General features: G+C 72.0%; 13 protein-coding genes. 4 read left to right on the forward strand and 9 right to left on the reverse strand.

All coding sequences use genetic code 11. From position 1 onward, the window contains the following. Window positions 1-11: 11 nt before the first annotated feature. From K6T13_RS16305 to ctlX, 9 genes are all read right to left on the reverse strand, one after another. Window positions 12-3563 (reverse strand): S8 family serine peptidase, encoded by a 3552-nt coding sequence (locus K6T13_RS16305; RefSeq protein WP_222895571.1) that lies wholly within the window; start codon window positions 3561-3563, stop codon window positions 12-14. A 122-nt stretch (window positions 3564-3685) separates the two neighbouring features. Continuing rightward, window positions 3686-5179, reverse strand: a complete 1494-nt coding sequence (locus K6T13_RS16310; protein WP_222895572.1) for a dihydrolipoamide acetyltransferase family protein — start codon at window positions 5177-5179, stop codon at window positions 3686-3688. Between the two features lie 18 nt (window positions 5180-5197). Then, window positions 5198-6175 (reverse strand): alpha-ketoacid dehydrogenase subunit beta, encoded by a 978-nt coding sequence (locus K6T13_RS16315; protein ID WP_222895573.1) that lies wholly within the window; start codon window positions 6173-6175, stop codon window positions 5198-5200. Continuing rightward, the gene (gene pdhA / locus K6T13_RS16320; RefSeq protein WP_430227635.1) at window positions 6175-7326 is read right to left on the reverse strand and encodes a pyruvate dehydrogenase (acetyl-transferring) E1 component subunit alpha; all 1152 of its coding nucleotides are present in this window, start codon (window positions 7324-7326) and stop codon (window positions 6175-6177) included. Before pdhA ends, K6T13_RS16315 begins: the two co-directional genes overlap by 1 nt. Before the next feature lie 155 nt (window positions 7327-7481). Beyond that, the gene (locus K6T13_RS16325) at window positions 7482-8021 is read right to left on the reverse strand and encodes an AMP-binding protein (protein WP_222895574.1); all 540 of its coding nucleotides are present in this window, start codon (window positions 8019-8021) and stop codon (window positions 7482-7484) included. Window positions 8022-8059: 38 nt separating this feature from the next. Next, window positions 8060-8974: a glutathione S-transferase family protein gene (locus K6T13_RS16330; RefSeq protein ID WP_222895575.1), complete on the reverse strand. Its 915-nt coding sequence runs from the start codon at window positions 8972-8974 to the stop codon at window positions 8060-8062. Between the two features lie 29 nt (window positions 8975-9003). Further along, the gene (hisC, locus tag K6T13_RS16335) at window positions 9004-10086 is read right to left on the reverse strand and encodes a histidinol-phosphate transaminase (protein WP_222895576.1); all 1083 of its coding nucleotides are present in this window, start codon (window positions 10084-10086) and stop codon (window positions 9004-9006) included. A 10-nt stretch (window positions 10087-10096) separates the two neighbouring features. Then, complete coding sequence (locus K6T13_RS16340) at window positions 10097-10645, reverse strand: VanZ family protein (protein WP_222895577.1); 549 nt, start codon at window positions 10643-10645, stop codon at window positions 10097-10099. Window positions 10646-10696: 51 nt separating this feature from the next. Beyond that, the gene (ctlX, locus tag K6T13_RS16345) at window positions 10697-11713 is read right to left on the reverse strand and encodes a citrulline utilization hydrolase CtlX (protein ID WP_249423834.1); all 1017 of its coding nucleotides are present in this window, start codon (window positions 11711-11713) and stop codon (window positions 10697-10699) included. Window positions 11714-11793: 80 nt separating this feature from the next. Between ctlX and K6T13_RS16350 the strand changes: the two genes are divergently transcribed. The 4 genes from K6T13_RS16350 to K6T13_RS16365 are packed head-to-tail and all read left to right on the forward strand — an operon-like array spanning window position 11794 to window position 14271. Beyond that, a complete protein-coding gene (locus K6T13_RS16350) occupies window positions 11794-12183 on the forward strand; it encodes a phage holin family protein (RefSeq protein ID WP_222895579.1) in 390 nt (129 codons plus the stop codon). Next, a complete protein-coding gene (locus K6T13_RS16355) occupies window positions 12183-12668 on the forward strand; it encodes a low molecular weight protein-tyrosine-phosphatase (RefSeq protein ID WP_222895580.1) in 486 nt (161 codons plus the stop codon). The genes K6T13_RS16350 and K6T13_RS16355 overlap by 1 nt, the downstream gene beginning before the upstream one ends. Further along, window positions 12665-13531: a fructosamine kinase family protein gene (locus K6T13_RS16360; protein WP_222895581.1), complete on the forward strand. Its 867-nt coding sequence runs from the start codon at window positions 12665-12667 to the stop codon at window positions 13529-13531. Before K6T13_RS16355 ends, K6T13_RS16360 begins: the two co-directional genes overlap by 4 nt. Window positions 13532-13575: 44 nt before the next feature. Continuing rightward, the gene (locus K6T13_RS16365; protein ID WP_222895582.1) at window positions 13576-14271 is read left to right on the forward strand and encodes a response regulator transcription factor; all 696 of its coding nucleotides are present in this window, start codon (window positions 13576-13578) and stop codon (window positions 14269-14271) included.

A 14271-nucleotide genomic window follows, 5' to 3' on the forward strand; every position in this document is an offset into this window, starting at 1 on the left:
GGACGGCGAGCTCACCGGAACCTGGCCCGGACCGCCGTGCGCGCCGTCTCGGCGCCGTCCTCGACGAGCCGCGTCACGATCAGCTTCCGCCCGGAGCCGTAGGCGGCGGTGTCGAACCGGTAGGACCACGCCTCCACACCGGTCGCCGGCTGCCACGCCCGGGGGTCGTCCGCGGAGTTGCGGCTGACCACCTGCCACTCGACGACCGAGCTCGGCGCCACGGTGAAGGTGGAGGTGGTGACCTCCGAGGCGGTGCGGTCGACCATGGCCCGCGCGTAGACGGTGTGCTCGCCCTCGGCGAGGTCACCCAGCGGGGCCGACCAGGTCCCGGTCTCCGGGTCCAGGGCCGCCTCGACCGGCTTCCCGAAGGACGGGTCGTCCACGCTGACCTCGACCCGCTCGGTCACGGGGTGGTCGCCCGCGCCGGTCGGGTCCTCGCCCCGGTCGGGGAAGGCGTAGCTGCCGCCGGCCACCGGCGACTCTCCGGCCGGCACCGTGGCACCGTCGGCGGGCTCGGTGATCGTCGCACCGAACTCGAAGCCCGTCGCGGGCACCTCGGCCGGCACGATGCTCACCTTGGACGCGTGGGCACCCTCGTGACCGAAGGCCCAGGAGCGCGCCCCGACCATCCCGATCTGGACCGTGAGCTGCTCACCGATGAAGGCGGGCCGCGTGGTCTCGAACTCGATGGTCCACCTGGTCCAGCACGCCTCCCCCATCGTCTCGCAGGCCGCGCCACCGGGGCCGCTGGCGACGACCGGCTGGACGGCGCCGGTACCGGTGCCGATCTCACGGTCGGTGGCCATCAGGACGCCGGTGGGCCGCACGGCCGACGGCGTCTCGGCCGCCAGGTACATGTCGACGGACACCGTCGAGCCCGCCGGCAGCGGCGTGTCGAGCTCGTCCTCGCTCGGGAAGATCCCCAGCGGGCGGAAGCCCGCCACCACGCTGGTCACGCGCGACTCGAAGCACGGCTCGAGGTCACCCTCGGTGTCCTGGCGGGACATCGACTGCTCGTTGCTCCCGGTCGCGCAGGCCGCCTCGCCGCCCGGGTCGCCGGCGTACCGGCGGTGCAGGTAGTAGGTCAGCGTGTTGGCGCCCCGCACCTCGGTGAGGGCCGGCGCCTCGGCAGCAGCGACCTTGTCCAGCGCCTTGAGCGCCCCGGCCACGTCGGCCACCTCGGAGACGCCCATGCCGAGCCCCCCGGCCAGCGCCTCGGAGTCGGCGGTGCCGTCGGCGTCGCGGTCGTAACCGCCGTAGAGGCTGTCGCGCACCTGTCGGTCGAGCACGAAGAACTCGTCCTCGAACTCGCGCTCCGGCAGCTGGGTGCGGCCGAGCAGCACGTCGGTCGCGCGCTGCGCGCTCTCCGGCGTCGCCGCGCCGTAGCCCTCGAACAGGACGTTGGCGTCCGTGTAGGGAGCCGTCAGCGGGTAGGGGTAGGGCGAGGGGTCGTTGTCGGTGTTGAGCGGCTGGGCGGTCTTGAGCACCACCTCACGCAGCTCGGCGCGCGTCAGCTCGCCGTCGGCGAGGTAGACCGACTCGTCCAGCGGCAGGCCGGTGGCCACGACCTGACCCGGCTTCTGCCCGGACTGGCCGTCGCCCAGCGCCTGCCGCACCTCGGTGAGGACCGTGCCGAAGACCCCGGCGGTGTAGGGCGTGGCGGCGGAGGTGCCGCCGAACGCGCACTGACCGACCGTGCCGGTGCGGCAGGCCGACGGCAGGTTGCCGTCACCCCACGCCGAGAGGTGGACGGGGATCCCGTCGCCGACGATCGCGCGCTGGTTGTCCCGGCGCAGTGCGCCCACGGTGATGTTCCAGTCGGGGCCGGTCTGGTCGGAGCCGTAGGTGCTGATGGGTACGTCGAAGGCGTTGCCCACACCGTTGCCGGCGGCGAAGAGCGTGGTCTGCCCGCGCTCGGCTGCGGCCTTCGTCTCCTTGCTGCCGCCGGTCACCAGGCCGATCGGCAGGCCACCGATGTAACCGAAGCTGTTGGAGGAGATGTCCACCCAGGGCAGGCCGGCGACCACGGTCTCGTCGAGCGCCTCGACCACGACGAGGAGGCAGGTCGGGCAGTAGCCGTAGCGGTTGCCGGTCGAGACCGACGCCGAGCCGGAGCCGTGGCCGTTGTCGTCGAGGATCGGGTGGGCGTCGTCCCCGCTGGTGACGCCGGTGGACCCACCGGCGTCGACAGCACCGATGATCTTGGTGCCCGGGATCCAGTACATCTTGCCCGGCTTGACGGTCTCGTTGCCGTTCCAGATGGGGCGGTCAGCGGCCGGGAAGTAGCCCTGGCCCAGGGTGATCGGCAGCGCCTCCGCGTCGGCGGGGTAGCCGGGGATGTACTCGGAGGGGTGGCGCGTGAAGTCGTTGGTGAGCGCCAGCACGTCCGGGTCGGGGTAGGTCTGGGCCGAGAACTCCAGGTGGTAGGGGTTGATCCCGCTGTCGGCCACCCCGACGACCGTCACGGCGGTGGTGTCGGCAGCGAGCCGCTCGGGCGAGGCCACCAGGACCGAGGTGGTCTGGCGCCGCTCGAGGCCGTCCGCGTCGGTCGCCTTCAACGTCACCAGGTGGCGGCCCTCGTCGAGGTCCGCGACGGGCGAGGCGCCCTCGGTCTCGAAGACGCCGTCCTCGTCGAGGTCCCATGCCACGGTGACAGGCGCGGCACCACCGGTCACGTCACCCTCGAGCTGCTGCACCTCCTCCGGGGTGAAGGTGTAGGGGCCGCCGGCGCTGACCTCCGGACGCGGGTCGGCACCTGCGGTCTGCGCCACGACGGAGGCCGTGACGTCGTCGGCCACGGTCGCGTACTTCTCCGCGCGCACCGTCCAGGTCCCGGCGACGGGCTTGCTGACCTGGGTCTGCTCGTACTCGGGCGGGGCGTTGCCGGAGCTCGCCTTGACGTTGCCGTCCGGGTCGATGACCTCGAGGTCGTAGTCGTTGGTCGGGACTCCCCAGGTCAGGTCGATCGCCATGCTGGAGACCCCGGCGGGGACCTCGAAGGGGAAGAGCACGTCCTGGCCGGTGCCCGTCACCCCGGGCGTGCTGTCGCTCTTCGTCTCCTCCAGCAGCGTCTGCTGCGTGGTCTCGTAGACGACCACGACGACCTCGTCGCTCGCCGTCCGCCCGTCGGCGTCGGTCACCCGGACCGTTACCGGGTAGCGGCCCGGGGCCAGGCCGGCGGTCTCGAGGGCGGCCGTGGGCGCGTCGGAGCCCACGACCTCGCCGGCGGTGCTGCTCCAGCTGAACGAGTAGGGCTCGGTGCCGCCGAACCCGGCCCCCAGGAGGGCGGCCCGGTCTCCTGCCTCGACGTAGGAGCTGTCACCCGCGTCCGCCACGAGCGGCTGCTGCGGGGCCTGCGTGTCGCCCGTGAGGGCCGACCCACGGACATCGACCTCCCCGGACAGCTTGCCCTTCACCTTGCCCTTCCTGACCTCCTGGCCCCCCACGGTGGCCACGTCGATCTGGGAGCCGGCGGCAGCCGCCGGTGCGAGGACGGCGAGGGCGGTGAGCAGCACCGCCGCTGCACGAAGCGGTCGCTTCGTGGTCGAGGTCGTTCGGAACACGGGGATCTCCTGCGTCAGTGGGGGACCGACGCCGGGTGTGGGTCAGGTCACTGGAGGAGGAAACGACGCCGCACCCGGAGGGTTACGGCGTCGTCCAGCGCTGTCGTCCAGTGGGTCCGTGCTCAGAACAGCAGGGCCGAGGCGGGGTCCTCGAGGATGCCGGCGACGTCGGCGAGGAAGCGCGAGCCCTTCTCGCCGTCGATGTGCCGGTGGTCGAAGGACAGCGCCAGGGTGGTGATCTGTCGCGGCACGATCTCGTCGACGCCGTTCTCGGAGACGACCCACGGCTGCTTGCGGACCGCGCCGAAGCACAGGATCGCGGACTCACCCGGGTTGATGATCGGCGTGCCGGCGTCGACGCCGAAGACGCCGACGTTGGTGATGGTGAAGGTGCCGCCGCTCATCTCCGCCGGCTGGGTCTTGCCGTCGCGCGCGGTCGCGGTGAGCTGGTTGAGAGCACCAGCCAGCTCGACGAGGGACAGCGCGTCGGCGTCCTTGACGTTGGGCACGACCAGGCCGCGTGGCGTGGCCGCCGCGATGCCGAGGTTGACGTAGTGCTTGTAGACGACCTCCTGGGCGTCGCCGTCCCAGTAGGAGTTGATCTCCGGCGTCCGCCGCATCGCGAGGATGGCCGCCCGCGCGAGGACCAGAAGCGGGCTGACCTTGACGTCGCGGAACTCGCGCCGGGCCTTGAGCCGCTCGACGAACTCCATGGTCCGGGTCGCGTCGACGGTGATCCACTCGGTGACGTGCGGGCTGGTGAAGGCCGACTCGCTCATCGCCTGGGCCATCATCTTGCGGACACCCTTGATGGGCTCGCGCGTCTCCCGCTCACCGGTCGCCCGGGCCGTCGGGGCACCCCCGGAGGTCGCGCTCGCGGAGCCCTGGCCGCCGGCGGCGGCCTCCACGTCGTCGCGGGTGATCACGCCGTCGCGGCCGGAGCCGGTGAGGGTGGTCAGGTCGACGCCGAGGTCCTTGGCCAGCTTGCGGACCGGCGGCTTGGCCAGCGCGCGCACCTCGCTGGGCGACTGCGCGCGGGACGGGACCAGCGCCTCGGCCGGCTCGGCCTGCTGGGTCCGGGCGGAGGTGGCGGGCACGGCGGGCTCGTCGGTGTCGACCACCTCGTCGCTCTGCGCGCCGCCGGGGCTGAACGCCCCCTGCACCTGCATCTGCGTGTTGGCCCCTGCCTCCGAGGCGGGGGAGGCCGAGCCCTTGCGGGCCCGTCGTACGGGACCGCGGTCGGCCTTGTTGCGGCCGACCAGGCTCTCGCCCTCGCCGCCGCCGCTGGCCGCCGGGTTGGAGAGGTCGATCTCCATCTCGGCTGCCTTGATGTCGACCTCCTCGGCCGCCGGGGGCTCGGGGGCCGTCTCCGGCGCAGCCGAGGCATCGCCGATGGCGATGATCGGCGTACCGACGGGGACGGTCTCACCCTCGGGCACCATCAGCTTCTGCACGGTCCCGGCGAACGGCGAGGGCAGCTCGACCAGGGACTTGGCGGTCTCGATCTCGACGATGATCTCGTTGATCTCGACCGTGTCGCCCTCCTTGACCTTCCAGGAGACGATCTCGGCCTCGGTGAGGCCCTCACCGACGTCGGGCAGCTTGAACTCGGCCATGGCTCAGTTCTCCTAGCCTCAGTAGTCGAAGGCGCGGTCGACGGCGTCGAGCACCCGGTCGAGGTCGGGGAGGTAGTCCTCCTCGATCCGGGAGGCGGGGTAGGGCGTGTCCATGCCGCCCACGCGCAGCACCGGCGCCTCCATCGAGTAGAAGCAGTTCTCGGTGATCCGGGCTGCGAGCTCGGAGCCGAGACCGAGGTTGACGTGGGCCTCGTGGGTGACCACGACCCGACCGGTGCGGCGCACCGAGTCGTAGACGGGGTCCATGTCGAGCGGGCTCAGCGTCCGCAGGTCGATGACCTCGAGGCTGCGACCCTCGGTCGCGGCCGCCTCCGCTGCCGACAACGCGGTCTTCACGGTCGGGCCGTAGGCCAGCACCGTGGCGTCGGTCCCCTGCCGGACCACGCGGCTGGAGAAGAGCGGGTCGGGAGTGGCGTCCTCGTCGAGCTCGGCCTTGTCGGCGTGGTACTGCCGCTTGGGCTCGAGGAAGATGACCGGGTCGTCGGAGGCGATGGCCTGCTGGATCATCCAGTAGCCGTCGATCGGGTTGGAGCAGGCGACGACCTTGAGGCCGGGGGTGTGCGCGAACTGCGCCTCCGGGCTCTCGGAGTGGTGCTCGACCGCGCCGATGCCGCCGCCGAACGGGATCCGGATCACCATCGGGATCTTGTAGCGGCCCTTGGAGCGGTAGTGCATCTTCGCCACCTGGCACACGATCTGGTCGTAGGCCGGGTAGACGAAGCCGTCGAACTGGATCTCGACGACCGGGCGGTAGCCGCGCAGGCACATGCCGATCGCGGTGCCGACGATGCCGGACTCCGCGAGCGGGCTGTCGATCACCCGGTCCTCGCCGAAGTCCTTCTGCAACCCGTCGGTGATCCGGAAGACGCCGCCGAGCTTGCCGACGTCCTCACCCATCACGAGCACCTTGGGGTCGTCCTCCATGGCCTTGCGCAGCCCCATGTTGAGGCCCTTGGCCAGCGTGATCTTGCTCATCAGTGGGCCCCCTCGAAGCTCTCGAGGTAGGCCGCGAAGCCCTCGCGCTGCTCGCGCAGCTCCTGCGGCTCCTCCTCGTAGACGTGGTCGAACATGTCCATCGGCTGCGGGTCGGGCAACGCCTTGCAGCCCTCACGCAGGTGGTGGCCGAGCTCGTCGGCCTCGGCCTTCACCTCGGCGATGAACTCGTCGTCGACGAGGCCGTTGCGGCGCAGGTAGACCTCCAGCCGCGCGATCGGGTCCTTGAGCTTCCAGTTCTCGACGTCGTCGTTGAGCCGGTAGCGGGTCGGGTCGTCCGTGGTGGTGTGGGCACCCATCCGGTAGGTGTAGGCCTCGACCAGCGTCGGGCCCTGGCCGTCACGGGCCCGCTGGAGCGCGGCCTGCGTGACGGCGTACGTCGCCAGCACGTCGTTGCCGTCGACGCGGACGCCCGGGAAGCCGAAGCCGAGAGCACGCTGGTAGAGCGGGATCCGCGACTGGCGCTCGATGGGCTCGGAGATCGCCCACTGGTTGTTCTGGCAGAAGAACACGACCGGGGCGTTGTAGGAGGCGGCGAAGATGAAGGCCTCGTTGACGTCGCCCTGGCTGGAGGCGCCGTCACCGAAGTGGGCCACCACGGCGGTGTCGCGCTCGGGGTCGCCCGTGCCGACCGCTCCGTCGCGCTGGACGCCCATGGCGTAGCCGGTCGCGTGGAGCGCCTGGGCGCCGATGACGATCGTGTAGAGGCCGAAGTTGTTGTCGGCGGGGTCCCAGGAGCCGTGGTCGACACCGCGGAAGAGGCCGAGCAGCTTCAGCGGGTCGACGCCCTTGCAGTAGGCGACGCCGTGCTCGCGGTAGGTCGGGAAGACGTAGTCCTGGTGGCGCAGCGCACGACCGCAGCCGATCTGGGCGGCCTCCTGGCCGAGCAGCTGGGCCCAGATGCCGAGCTCGCCGTGGCGCTGCAGCGCCGTGGCCTCGGTGTCGATGCGCCGGGTCAGGATCATGTCGCGGTAGAACCCGCGCAGCTCCTCGGCGGTGAAGTCCTTGTCGAACTGGTTGTGGTGCACGCGCTCGCCCTCGGGCGTCAGCAGCTGCACCAGCTCCGGGCCGCCGGCGCTCTGGGAGGGTCCGAAGACCTCCACCAGATCGGGGCCGAATCCTGCGTTGGTCACCAGGACACTCCTTCTCAGGTCACCGGCGCGGACGGGATCTCCGCCGTGGCCGTGCTCGGAGGCGTGGTTCCGCTTGTGACGGGGGCCACAACCTGTGCATCCCAACGTACCGGCGGCGGCCTCCGAGCCGCCAATCAGGCCGAGCATCAGGCTGGTCAGGGCACGGTGAGGGTCTCCCCGGCGAGCAGCGGTTCCAACCACGCGCGGGTCGTGGCGTCGTAGGGCGAGACGGTGGCGCCGTCCGCGCACGGTGCGGGGTCGGTGCGGCCCGCCCGCATCACCACGTCCCAGTCGAGGTCGTGGGGGCCGCTCAACGGCCACGCCGAGCCCTCGTCGTGGCGCACGACCACGGCCTCGGGAGGGGTCGCGGCGGCGGCGATCGCCTCGGCCGTGCGGGTCTGGCTGGATGCGGTCACGACGACCGGTGCGTCGCCCGGGTCGTCGCCGAGGTCGTACGTGGCGCCGATCCGGGCGCAGGCGAGCACCGCCACCACGCGATCGGGGCCGTCGGGGAGGGCGACCGCGACCCGGCGCCCCGGCCCCGCACCGCAGTGCTTGAGCACACCACCGAAGGCGGCGACCTCCTCGAGCAGCTGCGCGTAGGTCCAGCGGCGGCCAGGTGCATCGAGGGCGACACGATCGGCACCGCCCCCGATCACGTGCCGGTCGAGGGCGTCGAAGCAGCTGGGGTCCACGGGGCCAGCCTGCCAGCCTGCCAGCCCCCGTCAGCACCTCACCCGCGGCCGTGCGGCGTCTCCCAGACGGCCGGGTCGGGACCCTTCGGCACGATGCCGGTGGGGTTGATGTCGGTGTGCACCACGTAGTAGTGCTCCTTGATCTGGGCGAAGTCCGTGTTCTCGCCGAACCCTGGGGTCTGGTAGAGGTCGCGGGCGTAGCCCCAGAGGTTGGGCATCTCCGTCAGCTTGTTGCGGCTGGCCTTGAAGTGGCCGTGGTAGACGGCGTCGAAGCGGGCGAGGGTGGTGAACAGCCGGATGTCGGCCTCGGTGATCGCGTCGCCCATGAGGTAGCGCCGGTCCGCGAGCCGCTCCTCCAGCCAGTCCATGGTCCGCCACAGCTGGTCGTAGGCCCGCTCGTAGGCAGCCTGGGTGCCGGCGAAGCCGCAGCGGTAGACGCCGTTGTTGACGTCGGTGAAGACCCGCTCCATGACCTGGTCCATCTCCTCGCGGACCTCGGCCGGCCAGAGGTCGGGGGCGTCGGGCCGGTGGTGGTCGCGCCACTCGAAGAAGAAGTCGTGGGTGATCCACGGGAAGTCGTTGGTGACGACCTTGCCGGTCGTCTCCTCGACGATCGCGGGCACGGTGATGCCGCGCGGGTAGTCGGGGATCCTCGCGTCGTAGGCCTCCCGCAGCAGGTGGACGCCCAGCACGGGGTCGCGGCCGTCCTCGTCGAGGCCGAAGTTCCAGCTCTCCTCGCCGTGGGTGGGCGCCGCCAGGCCCATCGAGATGACCTCCTCGAGGCCCAGCAGCTGGCGCACGATGATCGCCCGCGTCGCCCAGGGGCAGGCCTTGGCGGCGACCAGCCGGTAGCGCCCGGGCTCGACCTTCCACCCGTCCTGGCCGTCCTGGGTGATCCGGTCGGGGATGTAGGTCATGTCGCGGTTGAAGTCGTCCTTCTCGACGTACGGCATACCTACATGGTTGCCGCTTCAACCAAATCTCAAACCTGCGGGAAGCTGCGGGCGAGCTCCAGCACCCGGTCGTTGGCCTCGGTCTCACCGACGGAGACCCGCGCCCCCTCGCCCGCGAAGGGCCGCACCACGATCCCGAGGTCGTCGGCAGCGGCGGCGAAGTCGAGGGTGCGGTCGCCGAGCTCGAACCAGACGAAGTTGCCCTGCGGCTCGGGCACCTCCCAGCCCAGCGACCGCAGCCCGTCGAAGACCCGCGTGCGCTCTGCCACCAGCGCGTCGACCCGCTCCAGCAGGGCGTCCTCGGCGGCGAGCGAGGCGACGGCGGCGGCCTGGGCGACGCTGGAGACGCCGAAGGGCAGCGACACGGCGCGCAAGGCGGTGGCGATCGGCTCCGGTCCGACGGCGTACCCGACCCGGAAGCCGGCCAGCCCGTAGGCCTTGGAGAAGGTGCGGGTGACCAGGACGTTGTCGCGGCCCCGCATCGTCGCCAACCCGTCGACCGGGTCGGCCATCCGGACGAACTCGACGTAGGCCTCGTCGACGACCACGAGCACGTGGGGAGGGACCCGCGCGAGGAACGCGTCGAGCTCGGCCTGCGTGACCGCCGGACCGGTGGGGTTGTTGGGGGTGCAGACCAGCACCACCTTGGTGCGGTCGGTGATGGCCGCCGCCATGCCGTCGAGGTCGTGGCGCCCGTCGGGGAGCACCGGCACCCGCACGGACGACGCCCCCGCCGCCGTGACCGCGATCGGGTAGGCCTCGAAGGAACGCCACGCGTAGACGACCTCGTCGCCGGGGTCGCAGTAGGCCTGCACCAGCTGGTAGATCAGCGCCACCGAGCCGGTGGCGAGCGACAGCTGCTCCGCCGGCACGTCGAACCGGCTCGACAGCGCCTCGTAAAGCTCGGTGTTGCCCATGTCGGGGTAGCGGTTCATCCGCGACGCCGCGGCGTAGGCGGCCTCGACCACCCCGGGGAGCGGCGGGAAGGGGTTCTCGTTGGAGGAGAGCTTGTAGACCGTCAGGCCCTCGCGCGGCCGCGGCGGCTTGCCGGCGACGTACGCCGGGATGGCGGCGACGTTGGAACGGGGCTGGGGCCGGGTGCGCTCGCTCATGCCCGGGAGGCTATCGCCGCCGCCACGGCCGCAGCAGGGCGGTCAGGATCAGCCCGACGGAGAACCCGAGCAGCGCACCGGTCACGTTGTCGACCAGGTCGGTGACGTCGCACGCCCGGTCGATCCGCGCCAGCTCGAGCTGCAGCAGCTCGATCGCGAGCGAGTAGAGGCCGAGCCAGATCAGCCCCAGCGGTGCCGCCACCCAGCCGATCCGCCACCGGGCCGCCGCCACGACCAGCAGCGCCCCCGCCGGGACGAAGAGCGCGGTGTTGAGCAGCCGCTGACCTCCGGAGAGGATCCAGAACCCGTCCGGGGCCGGGCCGCCGTAGTCCAGCGAGCAGGTCTCCGACCGCGACTCGGCGGGGACGGCCAGGTCGATGCCGGCCAGCGGCACCAGGGTCACCAGGGCGATGACGGTGAGCCACCAGAAGAAGCCGCACGAGGCCGCGGCAGTCACCCAGCCGAGCCGACGACGGAGCGCCACCGCCAGGGCGGCGAAGAACACGAACGACACGGCCGCACCCGCGACCATGCTCTCCGTGCCTCCGACCCAGTCCACGTGTCCGCAGGGTAGCCGCCGCCCGGGTACGGCAGGTCGACCCGCGCAGGGTCAGGCCACGTCGCGCCCGTCGGCGGTGATCGGGTGGTCCTCGTTGATCGCCTCGACGGCGAGGGTGAGCTCGTGCTCCTCGGGCCGCCGGTCGAGGTGGACGCCCGCGATCATGCACCGGACCGACCCGCCGGCCAGCTCGATCGTCGGGATGTCGATCGCGACGATCTCGCAGGACTCCTCGATCGCCGCGACCTGGTCGGGGCGCAGGCTCCGGCGGGCCCGGCCCGACATGACCATCACGTAGCGGCGCCGCCCCTCCGGCGTACGGCCGCAGAGCTCCACGGCGTTGCCGGCGAACTCGCGGACCTGCTCCTCGGTGAGCTCGACGACCCGGCGTCCGTTGACCGAGAGCCGCTCGCGGACCTGCTCGCGGCGGTACTTGTCGGGGATCATGTCGAGGGCGAAGAGGGCCACGTCGGTGCCGACGCACGCCATCACGTTGGTGTGGTAGACCGGCACGCCGCCGGTGTCGACCGCCTCGAAGGCCATCGGCTCGTAGTTGAAGTCGCTGCAGAACCGCTCGAGGACGTGGGTGTCGGCGCGGTGGCTGACGGCCGTGTAGGCGACGCGCGACATGTGGTCGAGGACCATCGCGCCGGTGCCCTCGAGGAAGATGCCGTCGGGCTCGAGCCCGGAGTAGTCGATGATCGTCTGCACCCGGTACTGCGACTTCAGCATCTCGAGGATGTCGGCGCGGCGCTCGTGACGCCGGTTGGAGGCGTACATCGGGTAGACCGCGACGTACCCGCCGGCATGGGTGGACAGCCAGTTGTTGGGGAAGACGCTGTCGGGGCGGGTGTGGTCCTCGTCGGCGAAGACGTGGACGGTGACGCCGGCCTCGCGGAGGGCCTCGGCGACGGCGTCCATCTCGGCCAGCGCGCGGGTGGAGACGAGCTCGTCGGCCAGCCCCGCGGGCACGTCGCTCTGGAAGGCGTTGTCGGCCGCGGTGTGGGGGTTGGGCAGGAATTTGTCCGCGCGGATCAGGACCACGGCGGACGGGGCTTGCGCACTCACGACGAGACTGTAGGACACCCGCCGGGCACCCTGGAAATCAGCCGCGCGACCCTGCTCACGGGGGGCCTAGGGTGGGGCGCATGAGGCTGCTCACCTGGCTGGTCACCAACGTCCTGGCCGTGGCGGCGGCAGCGTGGCTCGTGGACGGCATCCGCTTCGCCGGGCCGCGGAACTGGCCCGCGGAGCTCGAGGAGAAGTGGCTCACCGTGGTCGCCGTGGGGGTGATCCTCGGCCTGGTCTCGAGCGTCGTGAAGCCCGTCGTCAAGCTGCTGTCCCTTCCCTTCATCGTGCTGACCCTCGGGCTGTTCCTGTGGGTGATCAACGCCCTGATGCTGATGCTCACCAGCTGGCTCGCCGGCGAGCTGGGGCTCGGGTTCCGGGTCGTCGACTTCTTCTGGGCGGCCCTGCTGGGCGCCGTGGTGATCAGCGTCGTCAACTGGGCGGTCGACCGCGTGCTGGAGCGGCCCTGATGCTGCCGCCGCCCCGCGAGCCCGGGCGCTACCGGATCTCCCTGGTCTGCCTGGGCAACATCTGCCGCTCCCCCATGGCCCACGTCGTGCTGGAGCGCCGGCTCGCCGAGGCCGGTCTGACCGACCGGGTGGAGGTCAGCAGCTCCGGCACCGGTGACTGGCACGTCGGGAAGCCCATGGACGAGCGGGCCGCAGCCACGCTCGCCGGCGCCGGCTACGACGGCAGCGCCCACCGGGCCAGCTCCTGGGACCCCGGCCGTCCCGCCGACCTGGTGCTGGCGATGGACGCCGCCAACCTCCGGGACGTGGGCGGCCGCGACGAGCGCACCTGGCTCTTCGGCGACCTCGATCCGGTCGAGCCGGGCGCCGAGGTGCCCGACCCGTACTACGGTGGGCCCTCAGGGTTCGAGGAGGTGCTGCGCATGGTCGAGCGCACCAGCGCGTCACTGGTGTCCGTTCTCGAGCAGGAGCTCGCCGCGACATGACCCGGCTGCCGCTGATCGCGCGACGGGCCGAGGAGCTGCTGGGGTCGTCGGTGATCGCGACCGCCCCCGTCGCCGGTGGCGACATCTCCACGGCGACCCGGATCCGGCTGAGCGACGGCACCACGGCGCTCGTCAAGACCCACCACAACGCCCCGGAGGGGTTCTTCGACGCCGAGGCGCGCGGGCTGTCGTGGTTGCGAGAGGCCAGCGCGCAAGGCGGCGCCGCCGTGCCCGACGTCCTCGGCCACGACCACGAGTGCCTGATCCTGCGCTGGGTCGAGCCCGGCAAGAACACCGTCGACGCGGCGGCCGCGCTCGGCGAGGCGCTGGCGGCGACGCACCGCGCCGGCGCCGACGGCTTCGGTGCCGAGCAGGACGGCTTCATCGGCCGGCTGCCCCTGCCCAACCGCACCGCGCCGACCTGGCCGGAGTTCTACGCGACGCGGCGCGTGCTGCCCTACCTCAAGCTCGCCCGCGACCGGGGTGCGGCCTCGGAGGAGGACGCCCGGGCCATCGAGGGGGTGCTCGGGAGGCTCGGCGACCTCGTCCCCGAGGAGCCACCCTCGCGCGTCCACGGTGACCTCTGGAACGGCAACGTGCTCTGGGGTCTCGACGGCGAGTGCCGCCTCATCGACCCCGCGGCCCACGGCGGCCACCGCGAGACCGACCTGGCGATGCTGCTGCTCTTCGGCCTCCCCCACCTGCAGCGGGTCCTCGACTCCTACGAGGAGGCTCACCCGCTGGCCGAGGGGTGGCGCGACCGGGTCGGCCTCCACCAGCTGTTCCCGCTGCTGGTCCACGCCTGCCTCTTCGGCGGCGGGTACGCCGCCCGCTCCGCCGACGCCGCGCGCGCGTTCGCGTGATCTGCTCTCAGTGACCGCTCAGGCGTTGCTGGCACAGTAGGCGCGTGAACCCGTCCGCCCGCCCCCGCGTCCTCGTCGTCGACGACGACAAGGCGGTGCGGGAGTCGCTGCGGCGATCCCTGGAGTTCAACGGGTTCGACGTCTCCCTGGCCGCCGACGGCGCCGAGGCGCTGGCCGGCATCGCGACCGCGCAGCCCGACGTCGTGATCATGGACGTGATGATGCCGCGCCTCGACGGGGTCGAGGCCACGCGCGCGATGCGGGCCGTGGGGCACGACCTGCCGATCCTGGTGCTGACCGCGCGCGACGCCGTCGGAGACCGCGTCGAGGGGCTGGACGCCGGCGCCGACGACTACCTCACCAAGCCGTTCGCGCTGGCAGAGCTGCTGGCCCGGCTGCGCGCGCTGCTGCGCCGGGTCGTGCCCGAGGACGAGCCCGACGAGGTGCTCACCTTCGCCGACCTGTCGATGGACATCGCGACCCGCGAGGTGCGCCGTGGCGAGCGCACCATCGAGCTGACGCGCACGGAGTTCACGCTGCTGGAGCTCTTCCTGCGGCGGCCGCGGCGCGTCCTCGAACGCTCCTTCATCCTCGAGGAGGTCTGGGGGTACGACTTCCCGACCACCGCCAACTCGCTGGAGGTCTACGTCGGCTACCTGCGGCGCAAGACCGAGGCGGAGGGCGAGCCGCGGCTGATCCACACCGTCCGCGGCGTCGGCTACGTCCTCAAGGCGCCGTGA

Source organism: Nocardioides coralli (assembly GCF_019880385.1).
Lineage (GTDB): Bacteria > Actinomycetota > Actinomycetes > Propionibacteriales > Nocardioidaceae > Nocardioides > Nocardioides coralli.